The organism is Paenibacillus sp. 37, from assembly GCF_008386395.1.
In the GTDB taxonomy this organism is placed as follows: Bacteria; Bacillota; Bacilli; order Paenibacillales; family Paenibacillaceae; genus Paenibacillus; species Paenibacillus amylolyticus_B.
In genome coordinates this window covers 3,664,049-3,686,696 of record NZ_CP043761.1, presented here as the reverse complement: position 1 = coordinate 3,686,696, position 22,648 = coordinate 3,664,049, and the positions used below count along the sequence as shown (strand labels likewise).

Annotated in this window: 13 protein-coding genes; 3 read left to right on the top strand and 10 right to left on the bottom strand. The window is 44.4% G+C overall.

Annotated elements, in window-relative coordinates; genetic code table 11:
* Positions 1–116: 116 nt before the first annotated feature.
* The 3 genes from F0220_RS15805 to F0220_RS15795 all read right to left on the bottom strand — a co-directional run bounded on the left by F0220_RS15805 (position 117) and on the right by F0220_RS15795 (position 4,966).
* Entirely contained in the window at positions 117–2,585 is a 2,469-nt protein-coding gene (locus tag F0220_RS15805; RefSeq protein ID WP_149846686.1) for an FAD-dependent oxidoreductase, read from the bottom strand.
* On the bottom strand, positions 2,582–2,896 hold the full coding sequence (locus F0220_RS15800; RefSeq protein WP_091018859.1) for an ArsR/SmtB family transcription factor: 315 nt from the start codon (positions 2,894–2,896) through the stop codon (positions 2,582–2,584). Before F0220_RS15800 ends, F0220_RS15805 begins: the two co-directional genes overlap by 4 nt.
* A gap of 255 nt (positions 2,897–3,151) precedes the next feature.
* Positions 3,152–4,966 carry a glycoside hydrolase family 43 protein gene (locus F0220_RS15795; protein ID WP_149846685.1) on the bottom strand — a complete coding sequence of 605 codons (1,815 nt, stop codon included), beginning with the start codon at positions 4,964–4,966 and terminating at the stop codon, positions 3,152–3,154.
* A gap of 412 nt (positions 4,967–5,378) precedes the next feature.
* Between F0220_RS15795 and F0220_RS15790 the strand changes: the two genes are divergently transcribed.
* Positions 5,379–6,671, top strand: coding sequence for an alkaline phosphatase (locus F0220_RS15790; RefSeq protein ID WP_374954403.1), 1,293 nt, complete (start codon positions 5,379–5,381; stop codon positions 6,669–6,671).
* Between the two features lie 83 nt (positions 6,672–6,754).
* On the opposite strand, the gene F0220_RS15785 is transcribed toward F0220_RS15790, so the two are convergent.
* Positions 6,755–7,477 (bottom strand): DUF421 domain-containing protein, encoded by a 723-nt coding sequence (locus F0220_RS15785; protein WP_306299287.1) that lies wholly within the window; start codon positions 7,475–7,477, stop codon positions 6,755–6,757.
* Between the two features lie 539 nt (positions 7,478–8,016).
* Here F0220_RS15785 and F0220_RS15775 point away from each other — a divergent pair.
* Both F0220_RS15775 and F0220_RS15770 read left to right on the top strand, forming a co-directional pair.
* Entirely contained in the window at positions 8,017–8,457 is a 441-nt protein-coding gene (locus F0220_RS15775) for a hypothetical protein (RefSeq protein WP_149846684.1), read from the top strand.
* A gap of 108 nt (positions 8,458–8,565) precedes the next feature.
* A complete protein-coding gene (locus tag F0220_RS15770; protein WP_091018869.1) occupies positions 8,566–9,036 on the top strand; it encodes a ferritin family protein in 471 nt (156 codons plus the stop codon).
* Positions 9,037–9,160: 124 nt separating this feature from the next.
* Here F0220_RS15770 and F0220_RS15765 read toward each other — a convergent pair whose 3' ends face one another.
* The 6 genes from F0220_RS15765 to F0220_RS15740 form a co-directional block, all read right to left on the bottom strand.
* The gene (locus F0220_RS15765) at positions 9,161–10,048 is read right to left on the bottom strand and encodes a cation diffusion facilitator family transporter (protein WP_149846683.1); all 888 of its coding nucleotides are present in this window, start codon (positions 10,046–10,048) and stop codon (positions 9,161–9,163) included.
* A 338-nt stretch (positions 10,049–10,386) separates the two neighbouring features.
* Complete coding sequence (locus F0220_RS15760) at positions 10,387–15,420, bottom strand: golvesin C-terminal-like domain-containing protein (RefSeq protein WP_149846682.1); 5,034 nt, start codon at positions 15,418–15,420, stop codon at positions 10,387–10,389.
* 308 nt (positions 15,421–15,728) lie between these two features.
* Positions 15,729–16,937, bottom strand: coding sequence for an SGNH/GDSL hydrolase family protein (locus F0220_RS15755; protein WP_105598830.1), 1,209 nt, complete (start codon positions 16,935–16,937; stop codon positions 15,729–15,731).
* 17 nt (positions 16,938–16,954) lie between these two features.
* Positions 16,955–19,186 (bottom strand): FAD-dependent oxidoreductase, encoded by a 2,232-nt coding sequence (locus F0220_RS15750; RefSeq protein ID WP_105598829.1) that lies wholly within the window; start codon positions 19,184–19,186, stop codon positions 16,955–16,957.
* A 96-nt stretch (positions 19,187–19,282) separates the two neighbouring features.
* Positions 19,283–20,893 (bottom strand): response regulator, encoded by a 1,611-nt coding sequence (locus tag F0220_RS15745; RefSeq protein WP_105598828.1) that lies wholly within the window; start codon positions 20,891–20,893, stop codon positions 19,283–19,285.
* Positions 20,893–22,632 carry a sensor histidine kinase gene (locus F0220_RS15740; protein WP_105598827.1) on the bottom strand — a complete coding sequence of 580 codons (1,740 nt, stop codon included), beginning with the start codon at positions 22,630–22,632 and terminating at the stop codon, positions 20,893–20,895. Before F0220_RS15740 ends, F0220_RS15745 begins: the two co-directional genes overlap by 1 nt.
* Positions 22,633–22,648 lie beyond the last annotated feature (16 nt).

The following is a 22,648-nucleotide window of genomic DNA, read 5'->3' as shown; positions in this document are numbered from 1 at the left end:
GTGTATGCTTATATTATAATACCAAAAAAATGAAGTCAAATTTTTACTTGATGACTAAGTCCAAAAAGCGTTGGTTCGAATTCGAACCAACGCTTTTTGGAGTTTGTGATAAATTTTTAAATAAACAGATTATGATTTGCTTGTGAGGCTTGACCAAGATAGTAACCGACACCACCGATTTTGACTTGGTCTATTAATTCTTCACGCTGGATTCCCATTAAATCCATAGACATTTGGCAGGCAACGATCTCTGCTCCTTGTGCAATTACACTCTCTATCAATTCTTCCAACGAAGGCACATGATGTTTTTTCATCAGACCACGGATCATTTTCGGGCCTGCTCCGAGCATATTCATTTGGGACATGCCAAGCTTCTGGCTGCCGCGAGGCAGCATCATATCAAACATACGGCCGATCATGGTTTTGGATAACTTTTGCGGTTGCGGCTTACGAATGATACTCAATCCCCAAAATGTGAAAAATAGAGTTACTTTCCGTCCACTGGCTGCGGCCCCATTTGCAATAATGAGTGAGGCAATCGCTTTATCCAGATCGCCACTGAAGACTACCATTGTACTGGCAGGATCGCTGACGGGAGAATCCGATACCGGTTGTGCTGTATTTTTAACAAGGACAGACTCAATTGTACCGCCTTTCAGTCTTTCCAACTGCAAGATGGTGGAACCTGACATCGTGGCCCATGCTTTGACATCTTCATAGAAGCCTGGATCGGAAGCTTTCACACGCAGGGTTTCTCCGTTCGAGAGTTGATCCATTTTCTGCTTCACTTGGATTAGCGGACCAGGACAACTCAATCCGCATACATTCAAGTCATGATCAATACGTTGTGGCTGTGTCGAGTCAGCTGGAATAGACTTCTTTCCCTTAGCTTCCAGCGCAGGATCATGATGATCTTGTTTTCCAGCAGGAATTGGAGCAGGCTTAAACTGGGCTTGACGGTATGTTTTATAACCACCACTCAAGTTTTTCACGCTAAAACCATGCTGACGCAGAATTTGCGAAGCTGTGTAACCACGTAAGCCGACTTGACAGTATAGCCAGATTTCTTTGGATGGGTCTAATTCATCTAATCGCTCACGAAGCTCATCAACTGGAATAGAGAGTGAACCCGGAATATGACCATTTTGATGCTCCATTTCACTGCGAACATCCAGAAGTATTGATTGCTCCGGCAGACGATCAGCCAGTTGATTATAGGTGAACGTCTGAACACGTCCAGTAATCATATTCTCTGCTGCATATCCAGCCATATTCACGGGATCTTTGGCAGAAGAATAAGGTGGTGCGTAACTCAGTTCAAGCTCTGTCAAATCCCGGACATGTCCTCCAAAATGAATGGCAACAGCAATGTCATCAATTCGTTTATCCACTCCATCATACCCGACTGCTTGTGCGCCTAAAATTTTACCTTCCGGAGTAAACAGCAGTTTAAGAGTAATTGCGCTAGAACCCGGATAATACGATGCATGAGAAGCAGGGTGTACGATAACGGTTTGATATTCCACGCCGAGACGCTGGAGTGTTTTCTCATTACTGCCTGTTGTGGCTGCGGTCATTCCAAATACTTTGATAATGGACGTACCTTGTGTTCCTTTATAGGTAGAATGAAGCCCTGCGATACGGTCAGCAACAATACGACCTTGTTTGTTGGCAGGTCCGGCAAGTGGTATCGTTGCCTTCGTACCATGAATGGTTTCCGTTACTTCGATGGCATCCCCAACAGCATAGATATGTGGCACATTGCTTTCTAAGGCTTCATTTACGATAATATGTCCACGTGCACCCAGAGAAACACCGCTATCTTTCAAGAAATAGGTGTCCGGCGTTACGCCTATCGCAAGAATAACCATGTCAGCTGTTAGCGTATGACCATCCGCAAGTTCAACCCCAATGCCCTGCTCCAGGGAAAGGAATCCCTGAACACGCTTGGAAAACAGCAGCTTCACACCATGATTCTCCATTTCCTGTGACAATGCAGCTGCTAATTCGGGATCATATGGTGTGAGTACTTGTGCGTTCCCCTCAACCAGCGTTACATTCAGACCAGCTTCCTTTAAATTCTCAGCCATTTCCACACCTATAAATCCACCACCTATGACGATCGCAGACTTGTTGTTAGAAGAACTTACCTGGTCTTTGATCCGATCAATATCTGGAATACTTCGTACGGTATAAATTAGTGGATTGTCCTTACCCGGCAGATCGGGAATGATCGGTTTTGCACCTGGTGACAATATCAACTCGTCATAGCTTTCTTCATATGCACCGCGTTCCTGCGACTGTATCTTAACCACTCGCTTCTGCGAATCGATAGCTACAACCTTACTTCTTGTGCGAACATCGATACGAAAACGATCAGCCATCCCTTTTGGCGTTTGCACCAGCAGACGCTCTCGGTCATCGATTGATCCCCCTACATAATAAGGTAAGCCACAATTGGCAAATGAGATATAAGGCCCTTTCTCAAAGATAATAATCTCGGCATGTTCATCCAGACGGCGAAGACGTGCAGCTGAAGATGCACCTCCAGCTACCCCGCCAACAATCAGTACTTTTTTACTCATGATTCACAATCATCCTTTTCAAATAAAGTATTTATAATCTGTTCAACCCGTGGATCAGCAAGCACATAGTTCACTTCAAGACCATTGCGCTCTGTAGCAACAATACCTGCACTACGAAGCTTCTGGAGGTGTTGTGACACTGTAGATTGGGGAAGATCTAGACATTCCTGCATATAAGAAACATTACATTTTTTTTTCATCATCAGTCCCCGCACAATGCATAAACGAATGGGGTGAGATAAAGCTTTCAGCAGATTAGCAGGTTCATCGAACTGTTTAATATTATTGCTGTCAAAAGCGGGAATGTTCAAAAGTATCCCTCCTAAATCGTTATATCGTTATATCGTAATAATACGATTTATTGATATGGATGTCAAATGCATTCTCAAATGAAGGAGTTCAATAAGTTACACCCCCTCCTCAACCCTACAGTATGGGCTTGTTTTAGGTGGATGACAAAAATGCCTGCCAAAACCGCTAAAAGCGAATTCTGACAGGCGTTTCAAAGTGTATCCGTTCTTCATAAAATAGCGATTTAGCGATTCAATTGAAAGTCTTATGTTAGGTTAGAGTATAACAGGCTGAATCAGTCCGTCCTTACCAAAAAGAAGCGGGTCCATACATATTTCGCGGTGATAGCCCTTTCCAGAGGAGAATCTGGATAGTGGCGTGACAAAACGGTGATAGGCTATCCGGTACTGATCAGTTTCGGAATCATTAAAGATACAGTGATGACCTGTGCCCAGCATGCCCTTCTCGACATTTTTGCTCAAAATCGGGTATTGATAGGTAATTGGACCGTATAATTGCTCTGACGTACCGTAATTCACATGATAGTTTTCGCTGCCTGTATCATCACAGGACCACGTAAAGTGGTAAAGTCCTCCCCGCTTCAACACCGTTACCGCCTCACGAAAATCATGGAGCCCTGAGAGATTACTCATGGTGTCCTCCAAGACACTTGTCATGTTTTCATTAAGCTCCACAATGGCAGCATGTCCATTGCCAAATAGCAGATACGGTCTTCCATCTTCCTCAACATAGATGGAGGGATCAATAGCCTGGCCCATGGTAATGCCCAGACGTTTCAACTGCTCCATTGTGATCAAAGGTTGCGACTCGGCCAGGAATGGACCAATCGGTGTATCCGCTACAGCAACGCCGATGGCACTCACGCCGTTCAGCATTTTGCCACAGAAATAAAAATAGAACTTCCCGTTTCGGCTGGAAATTGCCGGTGCCCAGGCATTACCGGTTGCCCAAGGGACATCCTCTGTTCCCAGATCAAGGATCACACCTTCGTCTTGCCAATGCTGGAGGTCTGAAGAAGAAAACACCTTGAACTGTGTTCCCGACCACCCCTCGAAGCCATCTGTTGTCGGATACATATAGTAACGATCCTCAAACTTGGCGACATCAGGATCGGCATATTGTCCCGGAAGCACCTGATGACCATCCCCGAAAGCCGCGAGAAGCCGGCTGCACTCATCAGTTGTGATGGGCAGGACACTTCCATGCCGCTTTTGAGTCGTTCCCATATCAAAATCACTATCAGGGACAATTCGGAATTCTCCGCTTCCCAGATCTGTAGTCAACAGAGGAAGATACCCTTTGCCTTCTGCAAATCGATCAACAATCAGGCACCATTCCTCCCTGTCATTGAATTTAAAGATCTGAGGTCCCTCCACACCTGCCACAGCCTCCAGGATAGGGGCTTGCAGCGTAACGAAAGCTCCTTTGTCGAGAGAGTCTCCTTTTTCTACCCGTATGTTTTTGGTTGTTTCATCCTTGGAGTATCGATAGTAACAACCAGCCGAAGGAAGGATCGTTGTATCAATAATATGATTATCCCGCTCAATGTATTTTTCCGATGTGGAGAACGTACGGAAGTCTTTTGTACGAGCGCTGTATATTTTTTGCTTTCGTTCTTTCTCCTGAGGTTCTTGCGTTGCAGAAGCCCAAAATACGAGAAACTCATCTGTTTTTTCATCATACACAGCTTCGGGTGCCCAGACACATCCAGCCCCCTCAACACCCAGTGTAACGTTCCATGGGGATGACCAATTCACGAGATTGCTGGATTCCCATATAATTACGTCCCGGCTCCCCGCATTAACGGCATGAGTCCATCCTTTGCCGCTTGCGATGCGGAGATCCGTAGCAATCAGGTAGAATTTATTTTCCTTGACTGAACGAATCAGAAACGGGTCCCGTACCCCCTTTTCTCCAAGATCGGAAAACAGCACAGGCATTCCACTATTAAGATCCTTCCAGTGAAGACCATCCTCGCTATAGGAGAAATAAACCTGCTCTCCGTCTGGTTGTTCGCCAATAAAATGTACAAAGAGATACCCATTATAATTTGGAGTTGGTGTGGTCAATGGTAAGAGCCTCCTGAAATGAAATTGGATTTAAACTAACCTAAATAAAAAAATGAAAGCGTTCTACTTATGATGTATCATACTTCAAAAATAGAGGCATGAGTATATTTTTATAATCTCTTCTGTTGCAGATCATGTGAATCTTTCGTTGGAACCCTATTGTCCTGATTGGGATGTTTGACTTACTGCTCATGCAAAGAATTAACACATCGCCTTATTTTACCTTAGGTATACAAAATTCTTGGTTTTCATTTACAAATGAATGATAACCTTTTTAATGATGAACAAATGAATATAGATTCATGCATTCATTTTTGTTTTCGAGATATGATGAGGAGGAATCATTGTGAAATTATCCAAAAGAGTATTACCAGCGGTAGCGCTGACTCTGGCTGTATCGGCTTCTAGTCTCTTGTCTGCCGGACAAGCAAGTGCCGTTCAAGCTGTAAGTGTAGAGAAAAAACAAATCAAGAACATCATCTTCCTCATTGGGGATGGTATGGGGACCTCTTATACTTCTGCCTACCGTTATATGAAGGATGATCCTTCAACGAAGGGCATGGACAGAACCGTATTTGACCCTTATCTTGTCGGGGCACAGATGACTTATCCAGATGATGATAAACAAAATGTGACGGATTCCGCTTCCGCAGCAACAGCCATGTCCGCAGGCGTTAAAACCTACAATGCTGCTATTGCGGTCGACCCCGCACAGAAGGAAGTCAAAACCGTACTGGAGCAGGCCAAAGAAAACGGGAAAGCCACCGGGCTCGTGGCTACATCGGAGATCACTCATGCCACACCGGCTGCATTCGGTGCCCATGATATCAGTCGAAAAAACATGGATGCCATTGCGGACGATTATTATGATGAATTGATTAATGGCAAGCATAAGGTTGATGTCCTACTGGGTGGAGGGAAATCCAATTTTGTGCGCGAGGGTCGTGACCTGACGAAGGAGTTCCAAAAGGCCGGATTCAGCTATGTGACGGATCGTTCCGCTCTCCTTGCTGATAAGAATCAACAAGTGCTTGGACTGTTTGCCGATGGAGGATTGGACAAGATGATCGATCGTACTGCTACAACGCCATCATTGGCTGAGATGACCAATACAGCGATTGATCGCCTCAGTTCGAACGACAAAGGGTTCTTTCTAATGGTCGAAGGAAGCCAAATTGACTGGGCAGGACATGATAATGATATCGTTGGCGCAATGAGTGAAATGGAAGATTTCGCGGCAGCATTTCAGGCAGCTATTGATTTTGCCAAAAAAGATGGTGAAACACTTGTCGTAGCTACTGCCGACCACTCCACGGGCGGACTTACGCTTGGAAAAGACGGCGAATACAACTTCTTCGTAGACCCGATTAAAGCTGCACTGCGGACACCAGACTTCATGGCCGCACAAATTGCGAAGGGTGCTTCGGTTGAAGAAACACTGAAAAGTTATCTGAAACTCGAGTTGAAGGCGGAAGAGATTGAATCGGTGAAAGAAGCAGCCAAAAGTGCAGATGTAACGAAGATTGATAATGCCATTGAAGCAATTATTAATAGTCGTTCGTTTACGGGTTGGACCACAGGTGGACATACAGGTGAAGATGTTCCTGTCTATGCCTACGGCCCGGCAAGTCATCGCTTCGCCGGTTTGATCGACAACACAGATAATGCCAAGATCATATTTGATATCCTCAGCAAGCACCAATAATTTCACCATAATTCGGTAGTTTACGATCATCCCTTCTCTTCTTTCATCTGAAGAGAAGGGAATTTTTTTCATTTCTCATGGTGTCACTCGACATCAATGGGATGCTTGATTTGATCCTCATAATAATCAATATAGATCCTGCCATCACTTCCTTTTACAGCATAGAATACATCGTTTATGTTCTTGCTTTTCGATTCAAGCTGTTGCATTAATTCCTTATCAGATATGCCATTCAGTTCAAGATTCTTACTTAACATCTCCCCGTCCATAATTAACTCCACAGGCATGCGTTCTGGATTGGATTCTACCTTCTTATGAATATCCGCAAGCGTAGCTGTTCTATAGTTGGCTTTTTTCATGACTGAGACTTGTCCATTCACTTCGAGCAAAGCATACTCCACTTCTTCTATGTTGAAAATATCTTTCTGTCTTAGCACTTGGTTTAAGGAATCCAATGTCAGTTTATTCTTGGCGAGGTTATTTTCAAGAATTTTGCCGCCTTCAATTAATACGGTAGGTGAACCTTCTGCCAGTAGGCGGATTTTTCTGCTTTTCAGATTTAATTTCGATAACAGATAAGAGGTTCCGGTAAAAACAATTAAAGAAATAATCAGATGTGTGACTTCTATTTTCTCGTTAAAAGCTAGATTGGCAGCTATGGCTCCCATAATGACTGCGGTGACAAATTCATGGAAGTTCATATCAGACAACGTTTGTTTTCCCAATATACGAGCAATACCCAATAAAAGCAAAAAGGCAAAGATACTTCGGGTGAAGATGATAACATGTTCGTACAATACAAGCACCCTTTCACTCGTTAGATAATTATGGAACTCTTTTGAGTATTCACAGAATTATTCTTAAATATGTCGCCTTATTTAATGCTATAAACGGAAAGCAGGCTACCTGATCCCCTGCCAAAGTTAATACTTCGATTCGGCCGGGCTGGTTCTCCGCGCTGCTGAGGATGACCAGGTCAGAATTCTTTAGAAGCTTCAGGATATTAATTACAAGTCACACATGCCTTTTCCGAATTTGCCAGTATGCATTATATCCCATGGAGTTGGTTACCATATACAACACCACTTGCTTTGAAGGGAGAGAAATCCGATAAATGCAGTTAACGATTGGTTAAGGCAGGTCGCCCACAATTATCTACTCATTGTCATTGCTGCGGTGCTCTTTTTTGCTGTCAAAGCAGTCATTGGATTCTACACGTACAAGCATTATGACAAAAAACTGGATGCACTTACAGATAAGGTGGATCGTCTTCTTGAAGAGAAAACAACGGAGTGATGCAGCTTATTTTGAACTATAGAAGCAACAAGTTTTGGAGGAAAAATGCATGATAGGAAACATTCTGTTGGGTATGGTCATTCCCATTATAATGGGCGTATGGATTCTGCATCGGAACTTTACAATCCTTATTCAATATTATCCACTCGGCGTGGCTATATCGTCCTGCATTAACAATGTAGGATTCAATTATTTCTGGAACATTCTCCCGAATACACGTAACCAATCCTATGCTGCTCTACCAATGGATCTTGGAATCTATCCGATTGCCGGTTGCCTGATGATGTATGCGATTTTAGTGAAAGGGGCCAATCCATGGTTAGCGATCCTTGTTGCATCATTGTCGCTGACCTTAATTGAGTGGGTTGCGAAAATGATGGGACATGTCATTTATTTTAATGGATGGAACATTTTTTGGACCTTTTTGTCATACCTCCTGCCATTTGTTATTGCTTATGGTTACAGTAAAATATTGACGTATACCAAGTGAATTTTCACTGAAGCTTTCGAATAATAAGCCGGGACAGATTGATATGGGTTAACGCTGATAGGCTTACGTGCATACCCTAACTCATATTGGTCTTGGAGGGATTCGTTAATGTATGTGACATATCCGTATGGTTACAGGTACACTTTTACTCCGGTATGGGCAACATCATCAGCCGAAGCACTTGAATTAATCAAATCCGCTGTGCAGGGAGAACGAAACGACGAGATTTTCTATGATTCACTGATTCAGTTGTCACCTGATGCCAATCAGGCTGCCATCATCACGAGCATCCGTAATGATGAACGTGGACATAATCAAATGTTTCGGCAAATGTACAAAGATCTAACGGGTCAGGAGATTTCCGGCGTAAGTAGTGAGCCGGTTGAGACGGTCACCTCTTATCTTGCTGGGCTGCAACAGGCGTTTCAAGGTGAATTGGCGGCCGTGGAAAAGTATAGAAAAATATGGTTTGGTCTCCCTTATGGCATATATAAAGACACGGTGTGGGGGATCATTCTGGATGAACAGAAACATGCGGATAAATATAACAATCTGATTACCTACAATTTGCCGAGATAGTGATGTAGGGGATAAATAACGCGTGTATTCGTTCAAAAATAACAATTGGAATCAGCAAAAAACCAGTGAATGAGTTATATTCACTGGTTTTGCTTTGCCGGGTCACTCTTTTAAAATCTAAATCTCATATGCATTCTTTCAACATATCAGGTTCCACATGAACGTGAACGGTGTATACGTCATGCTCCTCCATTAACTCGTTCTCCACGTCTGTACAGATATCATGTGCTTGTTGAAGATCCAGCTCAGCATGTACGGTGATGACAACATCCACGACAGCATTATTGCCATAATTGCGGGCTCTTACGTCTTTGACCTTCTCTACACCGTCTATTCCGGCAATCGTCTTTTTGTACTCCTGAATCAGTTCAACATCAAAACCATCGGTCAGATGATGTGTGGCTTCCTTGAAAATGTCCCAAGCGGTCTTGCAGATCAGGAAACCTACGATGACAGCTGTTACCGGGTCCAGCCATGGGAGGCCGAACTGGGAACCCACGATTCCAATGACCGCACCGGTGCTCACCCAGGCATCGGAGATATTATCTCGAGCTGCAGCCATGACCGCCTGACTTTTAATACGTGTAGCAAGTCTCTTGTTATAGCGATAGACCAGATACATGATAACCGCGCAGAAAATACCTGTGTACGCGGCGATGATATCCGGAGATTCTTGTGTACCCTGGAACACAGAACCGATGGCTTCAAACAGTACTTGTAAACCTACTGCCATCATAATGAAAGAAGCAACTAGTGACGCAACGGTCTCTGCTCTCCAGTGGCCATATGTATGGTCTTTGTCGGCTGGGCGTTGGGCAAGTTTCAAACCGATCAGTACAGCTATGGAGGCCACAATATCGGTGGCATTGTTTAATCCATCCGCCTTGAGCGCTTCTGATCCGGCCATATTGCCAACGATCAGTTTTAATAAGGTCAAACATATGTAGGCGATAATGCTGATGATCGCTCCGCGCTCCCCCAGCTTTAGATTATCGTATTTTAGTTGATCCAAAATGATATCCTCCTGCAATCTTCATTTCTAGCACGTGTATGATGGTATCATTGAAGATTTGTGTGGGTCTAGAGAAACGTTTTGAGTGTGACGAAACATAATCTGAAAGCGGCAATTTTTTTAAGAGAATCCAAAAAAGTTGGATTTGGAAAACTTAACTGTTTAATGGGTGATAAGAGGAAGATTTCCGATTGCCTTCCTTCCTCTTACCACACTTTCTTGCACCTAGACAAAAAGAGCCAAATGGATTGCTCTCATCCACTCGGCTCTTAGCGTTATTTTACACTAATTTGTATAACATCACTTACTGTTGTTTCACTTCCATTCATGATTCAGGGTCATTCTTCAGAAACTGTCGGTTCATCTGACGCCTCATTTGCAAGCAATTCTGAATCATCGGAATGCCGTTCGAACATAACTGCGTCAACCCTCGTATAGATCATATCCGCAGGAAGCGTTGGCGGGTCTACCGTTGTAGGAGTAACCCTGGTTAAACGAACATACTCGCTGCCGTCTCCCGTGAAGTCGAACGTGCCCAGATTAACCCAACCCGATGAGCCGACCGTTGCATCGATATAGGTGACCTCGGTACCCGTCTTATGCTTCACTTCCACTTTGACATGGTTATCGTTTGCCGTTGTATGGACGAGCTTGTAGATGGAAACGGTATATTTCCCTTCTGGAAACTGGCCTTTCCACGTTGCGGATGATCCTTGAACGGTTGAGTAGCGGGATTTAACTCCAATTTTGTATCCGGCTAAATTACTTTGGCTCCAAGACCCTTCTGTTGTGTATAACCCTGTTGTATCTGTACTGTCGACGATAACCGTTAGGTCCCTGATCGTGATGTTCAAAGGCGGTGTGGTTAAGGTCACTCCGTCAATCGTGACAGTAGCCCATACCTCAAGGTGATCCGTGTTCCCATCGAGATTAAGAAGAGTCAACAACCCACTGCTATTCACTTCAGCCAGATCCGTACGATCAACGAAATACTGCACATCGGCCTGTGTAAGATCACCGATCAAACCGTTATCCAAATAGCCGGTTACGCTTAGTTGTGCGGTTTGAGTCATCTGCAGCTCGTTCCGATCGGACTGAACTACGGCAGACTCCAATTGCGGTATCCTGTTCGGGTCCACCCACATGATTGCATCGGCTACAACTCTGGATTTGTTGGCCTTGTTCGTTAGTTCCACGTACCCGCTATCACCTGCAGCAAAAGGATAATCCCCCAGGTGCACCCAAGTACCGTTCGTCATTGTCTCATCAACAGTAACCGTATCGGAGCCGCCGCTATGATAAACGGTAAACGAGGCATTTGTTGCCCAATTCTCACTCGTTGCAGTGTTTTGCGGAATCTTGTAATACACACTATAAGTGACACTTTCCGGCAGCTCAGGCCGCCATCTCATTTTGCTTGTTGCTGTGCTGGTCGTAGATTTGGCATACACATAGTTATCATAGTAATAATCGTTAGCCGTCGTATCCCTTATCCAGACGCCTTCTGTCTCCGCCTCCGTATTATCCACAATGATAGATGAATGATCCTGCCCATCATCGGGCTGGACTGGCGTTTCCGTTACCTGATTAGGCAGATAGAGTGTCCGCTTGCGGGTCTCCTTCCCCTCCGATTCCACATAATAAGTGAAGGTCTGGGATAAATCATTCACCCGTATCGACCATTCCATTGGGTATATCGTATCTGGCACGGTTGTGTACGTGGCCCCGCCATCCAGGGAATAATGGATTGTCGCTGGTTTCGTTGTTTTGGCCTGCACATAAGCATCATAAACCGTTTCGTCAGGCTTAACGATCAGCATGCCTTTAACCGCGTCAATTGGACTGTGGGTATCAAAGAAATAACTTGCATCCGATGTATCTGCCGTTCTGACCTGATGCAGCGGTACATCAATATCGAGTCCCTCTACAATGATCGCGGTGATGCCCTTGCCTGAAACCGTGGCTTGAATGATTCCACCACTCATAACCGTTTGTTCTGGTGTACCATTGTCGCGGATGATCGTTACAGTATAGTCTTGTGCCGGGTTGAACCCAATGATCTGTTCATTCAATTCGATCGGAGTCTGAATTTCTTCTGACGATGCGTTGCTTAGCCCAATGTAGAATTTATCTCCACTCTCACCTGTGATCCAGTTCAATTGAGGATGATTGGTCTTAATGATCCCCTTCGGCATCCATAGCCAAACGTCGGAATTGCCATAAAATTGACCTGGTTTATTCCCATAGAGGTGATATTTGAACCATAAAAAATTCGTTTCAAATACGGAAGGGAATGTAATGCTCCCGTTCGATTTCAAGGATTGTTCACTGATCAAATAATCCATCGTTTGCCCGAGCTGCCCGGGTATGTGGTGATAATAGATGGATGTAGCTCCGCTTGGGCCTTCCAGTGGAAAATCGGGTTCAAGCTGGCTAACGGCGAAGCCCTTATAGTAATAACCTGGATAACTGGAATACCGACCAATAACCGCATTATGAGCAATATCCTGCAGCAGTTTATCCCCTGTATAGAGCGACAATCTTAGCATGAATGGAGCTTCCTGAGCATTCATCCGATAATAGCCGGTTGTACTTCCTGCTTCAAACGTCAATCCGCTTGGTGAAACAAGCCAACGCTCCGCTTGAACGCCTCCGGCAATATCTTCGGGAAGCTTGAGCCGAGGATATTGAAATTTACCACCCTCCGGCCAATGGAACGACTCCGCGTAATTATATGTTTCCGGCTGAGGAATCGTAACGTTCCCTTCAGGAACTGGACGAGCAACAAACATGGTTGCATACCGTTTGGCTTCCTTATAAGCGGCATCCAAGTATTTGGTATCCTGAGTCTCCTCATATAGCTCCAAAATCTCCATCCACAGCTTGCTATAATAATAAATGAACTCATTTTTACTCACATCGACAGATGCAGGCGTATCGATATGTTGCGTGATATAACTGTCAGCTGCATCCTTTGCAGCTTGCAAATACTGCGCATCTCCCGTCATCCGATACATCATCAGGGGCTGAATGACAGGACCCCTGTCTTTCTGATCCGGGTCACGCACAAGGTACTCTTCCTGTGCCAGTGCCCCAATCCCTGCCGAAGTGCCCATCATCTGATTGACAGCGGCTACACTTGAAACATCAAACGGCAGAGTAGCCATTTTCCATAACGAAGGCACACCGTATACTTTCTTCTGAGTTGGCGACCAACCAATACCATTTCGCGATACGCCATACTGGACGGACGGCAGTGCTCTCGTATCGTATAGCTGGTCATCCCCAGTCAAATAGTAAGCTCCCAAAAGAACCGCATTTGAGCTTGTTCGGACGCTATCCTCGTTTTCAATATCGATAAAACCTTTGGCACGGCTCCACCACCCGCTGGGTGAAGGGACATAGTTAACAGAGTCGTCCCCTTGCGGCTCAACCTTAAGCAAATCGATCATATTAAACATCGCATCAGTAAGCGACTGATCTGACACATTTTCCCGATAAGCTGAATAACCATAATCATTGTGAAGAATATCCGCGTAGGACTCATACAGTTTGCTTTTTTCAGCGATTAGCCCAATATGAAATTGATACGTGCTTTCTGCGGTCATTTGGGAATAAGTCCCTAATTGAGGCGCATACAGGATTGGCTGCACGCTGCCTTCGTTGTTGACCAGGCTCATGCCAAGCCGTTGTTTCGTAACGCCTCCCGTCGGTTCAAATTCAACCGGAAGCTCTGCCGAAGGTACAAATACGCCATACGTCAATGGATTTCCCGCACCATCATTTTTCTCAACCAGGCTCATCGGAGCGCTCAGCTCTCTTAAACTTGTTGATTCCACCGTACCTACCATTTTGGCATGTGACCGGAATCCATTTAACACTTCGTTGATGCCGGAGACTGTCTCTGTTGTGAAAGATTGATATCCAATCACATAATTGCCGTCACGGCGAGGTGTAAAGGCAAAGGAAACATCGGGTTTATCTCCTGCCATGGACCAATTCACTTCAAAATCGTAATCACTGCCGTGTGAGGAATCGGTTAATACCGCCGTTTGGCTGTCTGGAAAAGTGATCCCGTCAAATGTAATCCAGTGTTTATTCATCGTATCGTAGTAATTGGTTCGGCTGCCCGCATTCCCATCTAATAAAACCCATTGTTCCTCCAATCTTTCCGCCCCAGAATTGATCGGCATCCAGTTTCCCGTGTCTGTGTTCTTGTAGAACATATCACGAACGATGGAACTGCCCCCATCCCATGCTGCTTCATAGAAAGTTGCTTTATAGTTATCATTTTCAATGCTCCCTTTTTCCGTGTAACTGAGATTCGCTAAGGTACGGCTTCTTAGCGGGGGGAGCGGCGGTGCTTGTTGACGGATATTCCCCTCGAACTTGACTGCATCGGCCCGCGTAATAATGGTACCCGTAGAAGGCTGCGTTCGAGTCAGCCTGACAAATTCGCTATCATCACCACTAAACTCATATTCCCCCAAATCAACCCACCCGGTTGATGGACCTGACGAGGGTCTTAGATCCAGAAACTTCACATCCGTAATCCCGTTATGAACAATCTCAATTTTCACATTACTATCTGCTTTGTCCGCCCAATCCAGCTTATAGAACGATATTCTCGCCGTCCCCGCTTCCAAGCGCGGATTCCATGTTATCGTTCTGCCTACAGCATCCGTATATTTGGAACTGGAATTATTGTATCCTTTCACTCCCGCGCTTGTGGTCCAATACGGAGCGGAGAATCCGTTATTGGTATTGCCTGTATCAACAGTGACGACATGATCAATTGTGAGGCTTCCATCATCAATGATGATCGTCTTATGTGGCTCCTTTTGCTCAATGTTCCCTTCGAACTTGACCGCATCCGCACGTGTAAGGATTGTGTTCGTGGTGCCGGTAGACCGGGTCAATTGAACAAACTCTTCACCAACCCCGGAAAAATAATACTCTCCCAAATCAACCCAACCCGCTGGCTCGCCAGATGAGGGTCTTAGATCCATAAAGACTACATCTGTTGTCCCATTATGAACAATCTCAATTTTCACATTGCTATCTGCTTTATCTGCCCAATCCAGCTTATAGAACGAAATTTTCGCTGTTCCTGCTTCCAAGCGTGGATTCCATGTGATTGTTCTGCCTGCTGTACTCGTATAATTGGTGCTGGAAAGATCATACCCCTTTACCCCTGTGCTTGTAGTCCAATTTGGAGCCGCATATCCATTGTTCTCGTTACCCGCATCAGGTGTCACAACATCATTGATCTTGATACTCCCGTCATCGATGATAATCGTCTGATAAGGTAAGGTCTCCGCATAAGCGGCCCTTATTCCAATCAGGCTGAAAGGAACTACGATCGTCAACATGAAAACGATGAAGAAAAACAGCTTCCTTATGACCATACAATTCACAGCCTCTCCTCAATAATGGTAACGCTTTCAAAAATAGATTACCTTTTGCTCAAATGATTGTAAAAAAACAATTAACCTTCGCCTTCTGCCTAATCCCGCTCTGTCGTTTTTATCTTAGCATGTTAAATTACGGTGAAATTTCTTTCATTTTAAGAATTTTTTATACGATTTTAAGTAAAAAAAGAAACCTACATCCTAATTGATTGCTCAGTAGCAGTCAGATAGAATATAGGTCTTCCAAGTGTTCCAAGTGAACCCATCCATTATAATGGCGGCTGCACCAATAACAACTTTCCAAGCTGAATGACCGTTTGATCATACCAATCCGGATGCTGTTGAACATGTGCCATACTTCTTTCATTGCCACTTGCCTCAAACACGGCCGATTTGTCAGTTTTCTCGTGATCGATCTCGAAGCGAACGGTATGTTTTCCATTTGGTAGCTCCGGCAAGAAAACATATTGATTTCGATTATGATCGTTATAGAGTGTGAATCGATCAATAAGGAATGGTTCCCCTCCATCCACCGAAACCTTCAATCGGCCAGAATCTGGCCCTCCGATATCAAATAAGCCGATGTGGGTTCCCACAAACTCCACTGTGATCGCCTCTCCGGGATCAACTGCTCGCCATAGACCGGGGAACAACCAATCATACTCGCGCACTAAGGCAAAATCATCGGGAGTCATGTAAGACCATCCTGCGGAAAAATGAGTGAGTTGATCCAGTGGCAGCATGGTTGCATACTCCCAAGGATTGGCCGGGACCAGAGTATCTTGCGGCAAATGATGTTCCACTTTTCCCACGTGATCTCGAAGTTCGCTCATTTTCTCAAATGACCGGGTGATGGTGTCCGTGTATATCTGATGTCCTACGGGAATCGTTGGATGGATCGAATCATGCGTAAAAATAACGGCACCGGGAATGGATACATCTGCACTTGAAGTGAAAATGAGCTTTCCACCTGAAACCAATTGACTGACCGCCACGCCCAGATGAATCGAAGGAATGCCGTAATAGTCGGCAACTTCCTCTTGCATAAGAGCACCCTTCTGGTACTCGCCGGATTGAAATAAGTTCAAATCCCGCTCCTTAATCGTATATACGAACAGGATATCGGTAAACGGGCTGTGCTTGCGGATCTGTCGGACAATACCTTCGATTCGCGCCTTGGATTCGGGGACTCCCCCATCATTTCCGACAAATTCAACAAACACGAGATCAGGCTGATGACGCAGTACATCGGTCTCCATACGGGCGCAGCCGAGGTCCGATCCTGTCCCATCAATGCCTGCGTTCACAGCGCGTATATCGGCATGGGGATATTGCCCTCGCAGCCAATCCGCGGTCATGACTCTGTATCCTTCAGAACGCGTATTACTGCCGCCAAAATAAACGATGGTCACAGGTTCCCCATTTTCCAACTTCTGAATGACATTAGGCAGCCCTCTCCGAGGAAAAAATTCTTTCATCGCAACTTCACCCTACCTCACTTCGCATTTTTAGGAGCAAAAAATTTCACTGCAAACACTTCATAATAAGGTGAGCCATACGTTGCACAGAAATCAAACCGGATTTGGGTTACACCTTGTGCATGCACCTGATGTTTATTCAACGAAAGGTAATTCCCGCGGATATTAATTTCACTCTTGGTTCCATCTTCTAAAGTTAAAGTCACATCATAATCCTGGATCAGTGGTTCGATCGGATCGTCGAAATGCTCCAAATTCAGTTCTGAATTGAAAATAAGATGGATTTCATCCAGATTCTTGGGGCATGCAAAACCAAATTCCAACCATTCCTGTCCTTCCGTACGTTCCGATATCCAGCCGTTAGGCAGACCATAAGGTCTGGAGAAACCGTTTACAACATTCGTGGGATTATACATATTTTGAGATGGTATCAGGTCTTTGAAGCAAATGCTCTTATTAAGTTTCTTCAGCCTGGATGGCTCTTCCGGTCTATAAAGGAAGCTAACCGCTCCAGTCATTTTCTCTTCATTGCTGTGTACAGTAAGGCCCGCCGTACCTTCCAATACAATGTAGATTTTGTCGTCTTCTGGCTTCTTGCAACTGAGGTCCAGTGTAATCCAGTCATCGTAACCCGCTGAAATAAGCAAGTGATAGTCTTTCAGCTCGCTGGTGGGAATATAGTTTTCCTTCCGCTCCCCGCCGTACAGCTTCACTTGCAACGTTTCCGATTGCTCGGATCTATTTTTAATTTTGATCTGCACACTTTCAGCCACGGATGTCTGAATCGGCAAGACCAAACATAACGCTCTTTCCAAGGAGATCTCTTCGGTTGGATGAAGCTGTTCATAGCTTCGCTGAGAAGAGGCACGAATCGTTAATCCATCTGCGAAATAAGGATCCAACGGCTCTTGAAGCCCTACAATCGTTTGCCCGTCTCGAAGCAGCTGCGCCTGAAGCTCACCCATATGGGCTTTGACGATGGCCGCGGGGTCTGTATCATATTTTACGCATAACGCAGCAGCCGTTCCTACCGCCTGCCCCATACAACCACAGGTTGCCATCACTCTTGTAGATCCAAAAGCCACGTGGGTAGCGCTTATATTGCGGCCAGCGAACATGAGATTAGGGATATTGCGTGAAAATAAGCTGCGAAACGGGATATTATACAATCCAGGCACAAAATTCCACGCGGTAGCCGGCCCCTCATCGTAGATGCCTTTATTTGCATGCAGATCCATATACCACCCTCCGATGGATACCGCATCCTCGAAATGAGGTTTTGCTGTAAGATCGTTCTGAGACAACATGTGTTCACCTATAAATCGTCTCGACTCTCGCTTTCCCGGAATCGGGCATACATAATCCAGGATAAGATTGTCTACATCATCAAATTCACCGCTATTTTTGATATAATCCCAGATTCCGTACACCAATTTTCGCAATTCTAATGCGATGTCTTCATTATTCTTGATAATATCCATATGTCCGCCGTATTCCAGCCACCACAATCCGCCAAGCCCGTTGATTTTTCTTGGAAAAGACCGATGGTTTAATCCTTTTCGGATACTATCAAAAAACTCCAGCTTCGTAATATCATACGCAAAGCCTGGCTTTGTGTAAGGAACGGGATAGTCTACGTCACGGGCTTGAAACAGAATCGTATCGCCCATCGTGTAATGATCCGCCACTTCTGGAGCGAGCTCCTCCTTGTATTCATGCGTCGCCTCTCTTCCCCATCGGAAGTGAGCTCCTGCCTGGTATCCAACAATTCCATCCCCGGAGCAATCGATGTAGGTGGGGCTTTCAAAACGAAATTTTCTCTCGGAAGCCAATTGAAGGCCCTCCACCCATTGGATTCTGCCGTTCTCCATACCCGTTTCATGAACGCATGTGTTCAGGAATAGAGAGATGTTGGGCTCATCATAAACCATGTCGAGTAAGACTGTATCCGAAAGCGAAAGCATCAACTTCTTGTTGTATAACGGATTGTAATGAAATATCTTCAGCTTCAGTTCTTCTATCAACCCGCCCTCTCGAGCATAGTAGGATGGACTGTTTCCGAGATAAGCCGACCCGTTGATATGCACTCTGACCTCGCTGCTCGCATTTCCCCCTAGAACCGGCCGATCATTAATAAGTGAAACCAGCAGCCCTTGGCGTGCTGCTGCAATGGCAGCACATATCCCTGCAATACCTCCACCTACGACGGTTACATCAGCTTTTATAGACTCCATTTTGATAACCTCCATGATTAGATGCTCCTATCATGGTAATGGTTTTGGTACCTATTTTTTTACAGGATTTCACGAAAAAATCATACATTTTTTGCATCCTTATTGGAATTCCTACCGTGTCATTTTGATCCGGTATTGCTTAGGTGTATCACCGGTATATTCTTTAAACAGTTTGCAAAAGTAACCTTCATTGACAATGCCTACTTCCTCGCACAATTCCAATAAAGAATAATCCCGGACATTTAACAACTCGAGAGCGAGGTTGATTTTTTTACGGTTGATGTAGCTAATCACACCTTCGTTCATTGTTTTTTTGAATAAGCTGCTAAAATACGATGGCGCTAAATTCACTTCCTCCGCAATGGCCTCCAGCGTTAAACGCTGTTTCAGGTTTGTCTCTATATAATGCATAGCACTCATAATTTCTGCACGATGTAATAGTTGGCCCGCACGCACGTATTCGAATGTGAAGTCGCCAATATAGGCGAGCTGCTCTTGAAATGTCATATATTCCATGGGGAAGTCTGGAACTTCCGTGGCCATCTTATTTCCCGATTTAAATTTCACGGTAATGTCTCTGTACAAGTCTCTAATCATGGGCACCATGATGGACTTGTGGATTTTATAGTCCGTAACAAATTGCGACAGATCGGCAAGTGCATTATCCAGCTCTTCCTTGGAAATCTTCCTCTTCAGGCGTATAAGAAAATCAGCAAGCTTTTGCTGAAAGTCTGCTTTTTTGTCATTATGGTATTGGAACCGATGCATCGGTGTTTTTACGACTTTTTCGGTATGATAATAGAAATCCTCACTCACATTTTTAGCTTCCGTATACGCCTGTTTGATCGATTCCCAGCCTCGGTGTGGACTTCCAAAAGCGACAGATACTCTTTTATTCAAATATTGATGCAAATGAGAGATGATCTGCCCTCCCAAGGATAGGCAAGCATATTCCGTTTCCATATCACTGCGGTTATTTTCCCAGGATAAAAAACCAATAAAACGATTATCGGACAGATCCGCAGCTACCCCACTGCTACCATTCATAACTGTTTCTTCGATGATATTTGTTATCGCATACTTCAAGATGTTTTGATCTGCGGCCGCGTATTCGTTTCGGAAACTTTCATACGTATTCATCTCAACGATGAAACAGCAATAGTTGGCTTGAAAGAAATGAAACTGCATGCGATTGGCAAAATCCGATGCCCGATGAGAAGGAATTTCACCTCGGATCAATTCGTTAAAAAATTGCTTGCGGACTCTGTATTTATTTTCAAGCACGGATACGTTTAACGAGTGAAATTCCGCTTCTTTTTTCTCAAACTCATTTAGAATTCCAGCTGCCTTATCCAATGCTCGATTCAGATCGGCTTCCCTTAGCGGAACCTTTACAATGTACTCCAATACGTTGGCTTGAATAGCTCGCTGGGCGTATTCAAAGGATGAATAGGCGGTCAGAAGTATGTATTGGGTATGGGGGAGCTCCACTTTTAACTGCTCAATCATGGAGATTCCGTCCATTCGCGGCATGACAATATCGGATATGACGATATCCGGCTTAAGTTTGATGATCTCCTCGATCCCATTCAGCCCATTATTCGCTTTTCCCACCAGAACAAATCGTCTATCCCTAAGAGAGAGCTCGCTAAAAAACAATTCCAATCGTTGAATGATCAGGTCTTCATCGTCAACAATGAAGCAGGTATAGTCTCTCCCCATTATGCATCTCCTTTTGGCAATTCTGCCGGGAATACAGCGCGTATACGGGTTATTTCCTTAGGTATGCTAATGATATCCAGTCCGAATTGATCTCCGTAGTGAAGTCTTATTCGACCATGAATATTATTCAGCCCGATTCGTTTTCTTTTTACTTCCTCTTCACTTGGTTCCGAGATTAAAATATGCTTTAATTTGTCGGCCGGAATTCCCTCACCTTGATCAACAACTTCGATGATGACGATGCCGTCCTCCCTGTACGCATGAATCGTAATTGGCCCTTCAATTCCTCCTCCGTTGTAACCATGGAAGATACTATTCTCCACAAGGGGCTGCAGCAGCATTCGGAAAACCGGAAAATCCATTAACCCTGCTTCGATATCTTCAATCAAGTTGAAGTTTCGGTTATACCGAATGTTCTGGATCTCGATATAGTCCGCTACATTGCGTAATTCCTGGCGTAGGGAAACCTTCTCAGAAGCATCGTCTATCCCGTATTCCAATAATGAAATGAGCGATCCGATTACCACATCGACTTTCTCTATTTGTCCAAGACGTATAACATTGCTGATTGAACCAAGCGTGTTATACAGAAAATGTGGGTTTATTTGAGACTGTAACACCTGGATCTCCAACTTCCGCTCAAGTTCATTATGAAGCTCGGCTCGACGAATCAGTTCAACAATTTGCTGTAACATACGATCGAATGCTCGTGAAAGATCACCAAACTCATCGTTTCGATTAATCGTTATTGTCGTTGTGAGGATACCTTGTTCCACCTGCTTCATTTTTGTTTTGAGCGTATAGAGTGGTTTTCTTATAAATTTGGCAACCATGAAAGAAATGAACAAACTTAAAAGAAGACCTGCAGCCAGAAGCTCAATATAATAGGTTTCCAATCTGGACAAAGCTGCTTTCAAGCGTGATTCATCATTAACGGAGACAATGGTCCAGTTGAATTTCTCCGTTGGTTTCTTCAAAAGGGAGACGGGAATGCCATCCTTCGTATGCACTTGAAGGGTGGTTTCTGACGTATCCAAAATTTCTTCCGCTGACGTCTCTCCGATTGAAAATGTATGATCTTGAATACTAAGGGGTCCTTTATTTTCAGAAAATCCGGCAATGATCTTACCTGACGCAGTGATCAGAGCCAGATTCATTTGTTCCTGTTTATTAATCTTGAACAAGGTTTCTTCAATGGCATTTAGATCCAGATCAACCGCAATGGCCATAGGAAACGGAGCACCGTTCAGATAACGAACCATCGTAACAGTCCAGCCGGAATACTTCGATTTGTAAGGTTCACTAACAAAGGTAGTCCTTCTATTCTTGTCAGCCGCATCAAATAAAGGGGCTCTTTCCGACAAAGGTTCATCGAATATTCGAGTAGGTGTACTTCCGCCCAGAATGGATAAATCGCTTTTGATCAAATAAATATTACTGACATAAATACTGTTGAGTTCATACAGCTCCCTTAATTGCTTTTTAATCACTTCGGTATTGTTAATGTTGGCTTTCACCGAAGTTTCAACTGAGAAGAGAATCGTCTGGAAGGAGGAAAAATTAACGGTGAAATACTGGTCTACCTTGTCTAGTATTTGATTGGTGTAATAAATATCATTGGTTCGTATTTCTTTTTGGACATAGCGATAAGATAATTGGCTTATCAAGATGATGCAGCCCAATACAAATGCAAACACGATAAAAAATAATTTTAAAGGCAAGCTGATTCTTCTTCGCATCGATCATCTTCCTTTT

What these genes read in the sequence shown, in the direction of transcription:
- F0220_RS15805 (WP_149846686.1), bottom strand. Translation starts at nt 2,585, where the DNA reads ATGAGTAAAAAAGTACTGATTGTTGGCGGGGTAGCTGGAGGTGCATCT.
- F0220_RS15775 (WP_149846684.1), top strand. Translation starts at nt 8,017, where the DNA reads ATGATAGGAAACATTCTGTTGGGTATGGTCATTCCCATTATAATGGGC.
- F0220_RS15770 (WP_091018869.1), top strand. Translation starts at nt 8,566, where the DNA reads ATGTATGTGACATATCCGTATGGTTACAGGTACACTTTTACTCCGGTA.
- F0220_RS15760 (WP_149846682.1), bottom strand. Translation starts at nt 15,420, where the DNA reads ATGTTGACGATCGTAGTTCCTTTCAGCCTGATTGGAATAAGGGCCGCT.
- F0220_RS15755 (WP_105598830.1), bottom strand. Translation starts at nt 16,937, where the DNA reads ATGAAAGAATTTTTTCCTCGGAGAGGGCTGCCTAATGTCATTCAGAAG.
- F0220_RS15750 (WP_105598829.1), bottom strand. Translation starts at nt 19,186, where the DNA reads ATGGAGGTTATCAAAATGGAGTCTATAAAAGCTGATGTAACCGTCGTA.
- F0220_RS15745 (WP_105598828.1), bottom strand. Translation starts at nt 20,893, where the DNA reads ATGGGGAGAGACTATACCTGCTTCATTGTTGACGATGAAGACCTGATC.
- F0220_RS15740 (WP_105598827.1), bottom strand. Translation starts at nt 22,632, where the DNA reads ATGCGAAGAAGAATCAGCTTGCCTTTAAAATTATTTTTTATCGTGTTT.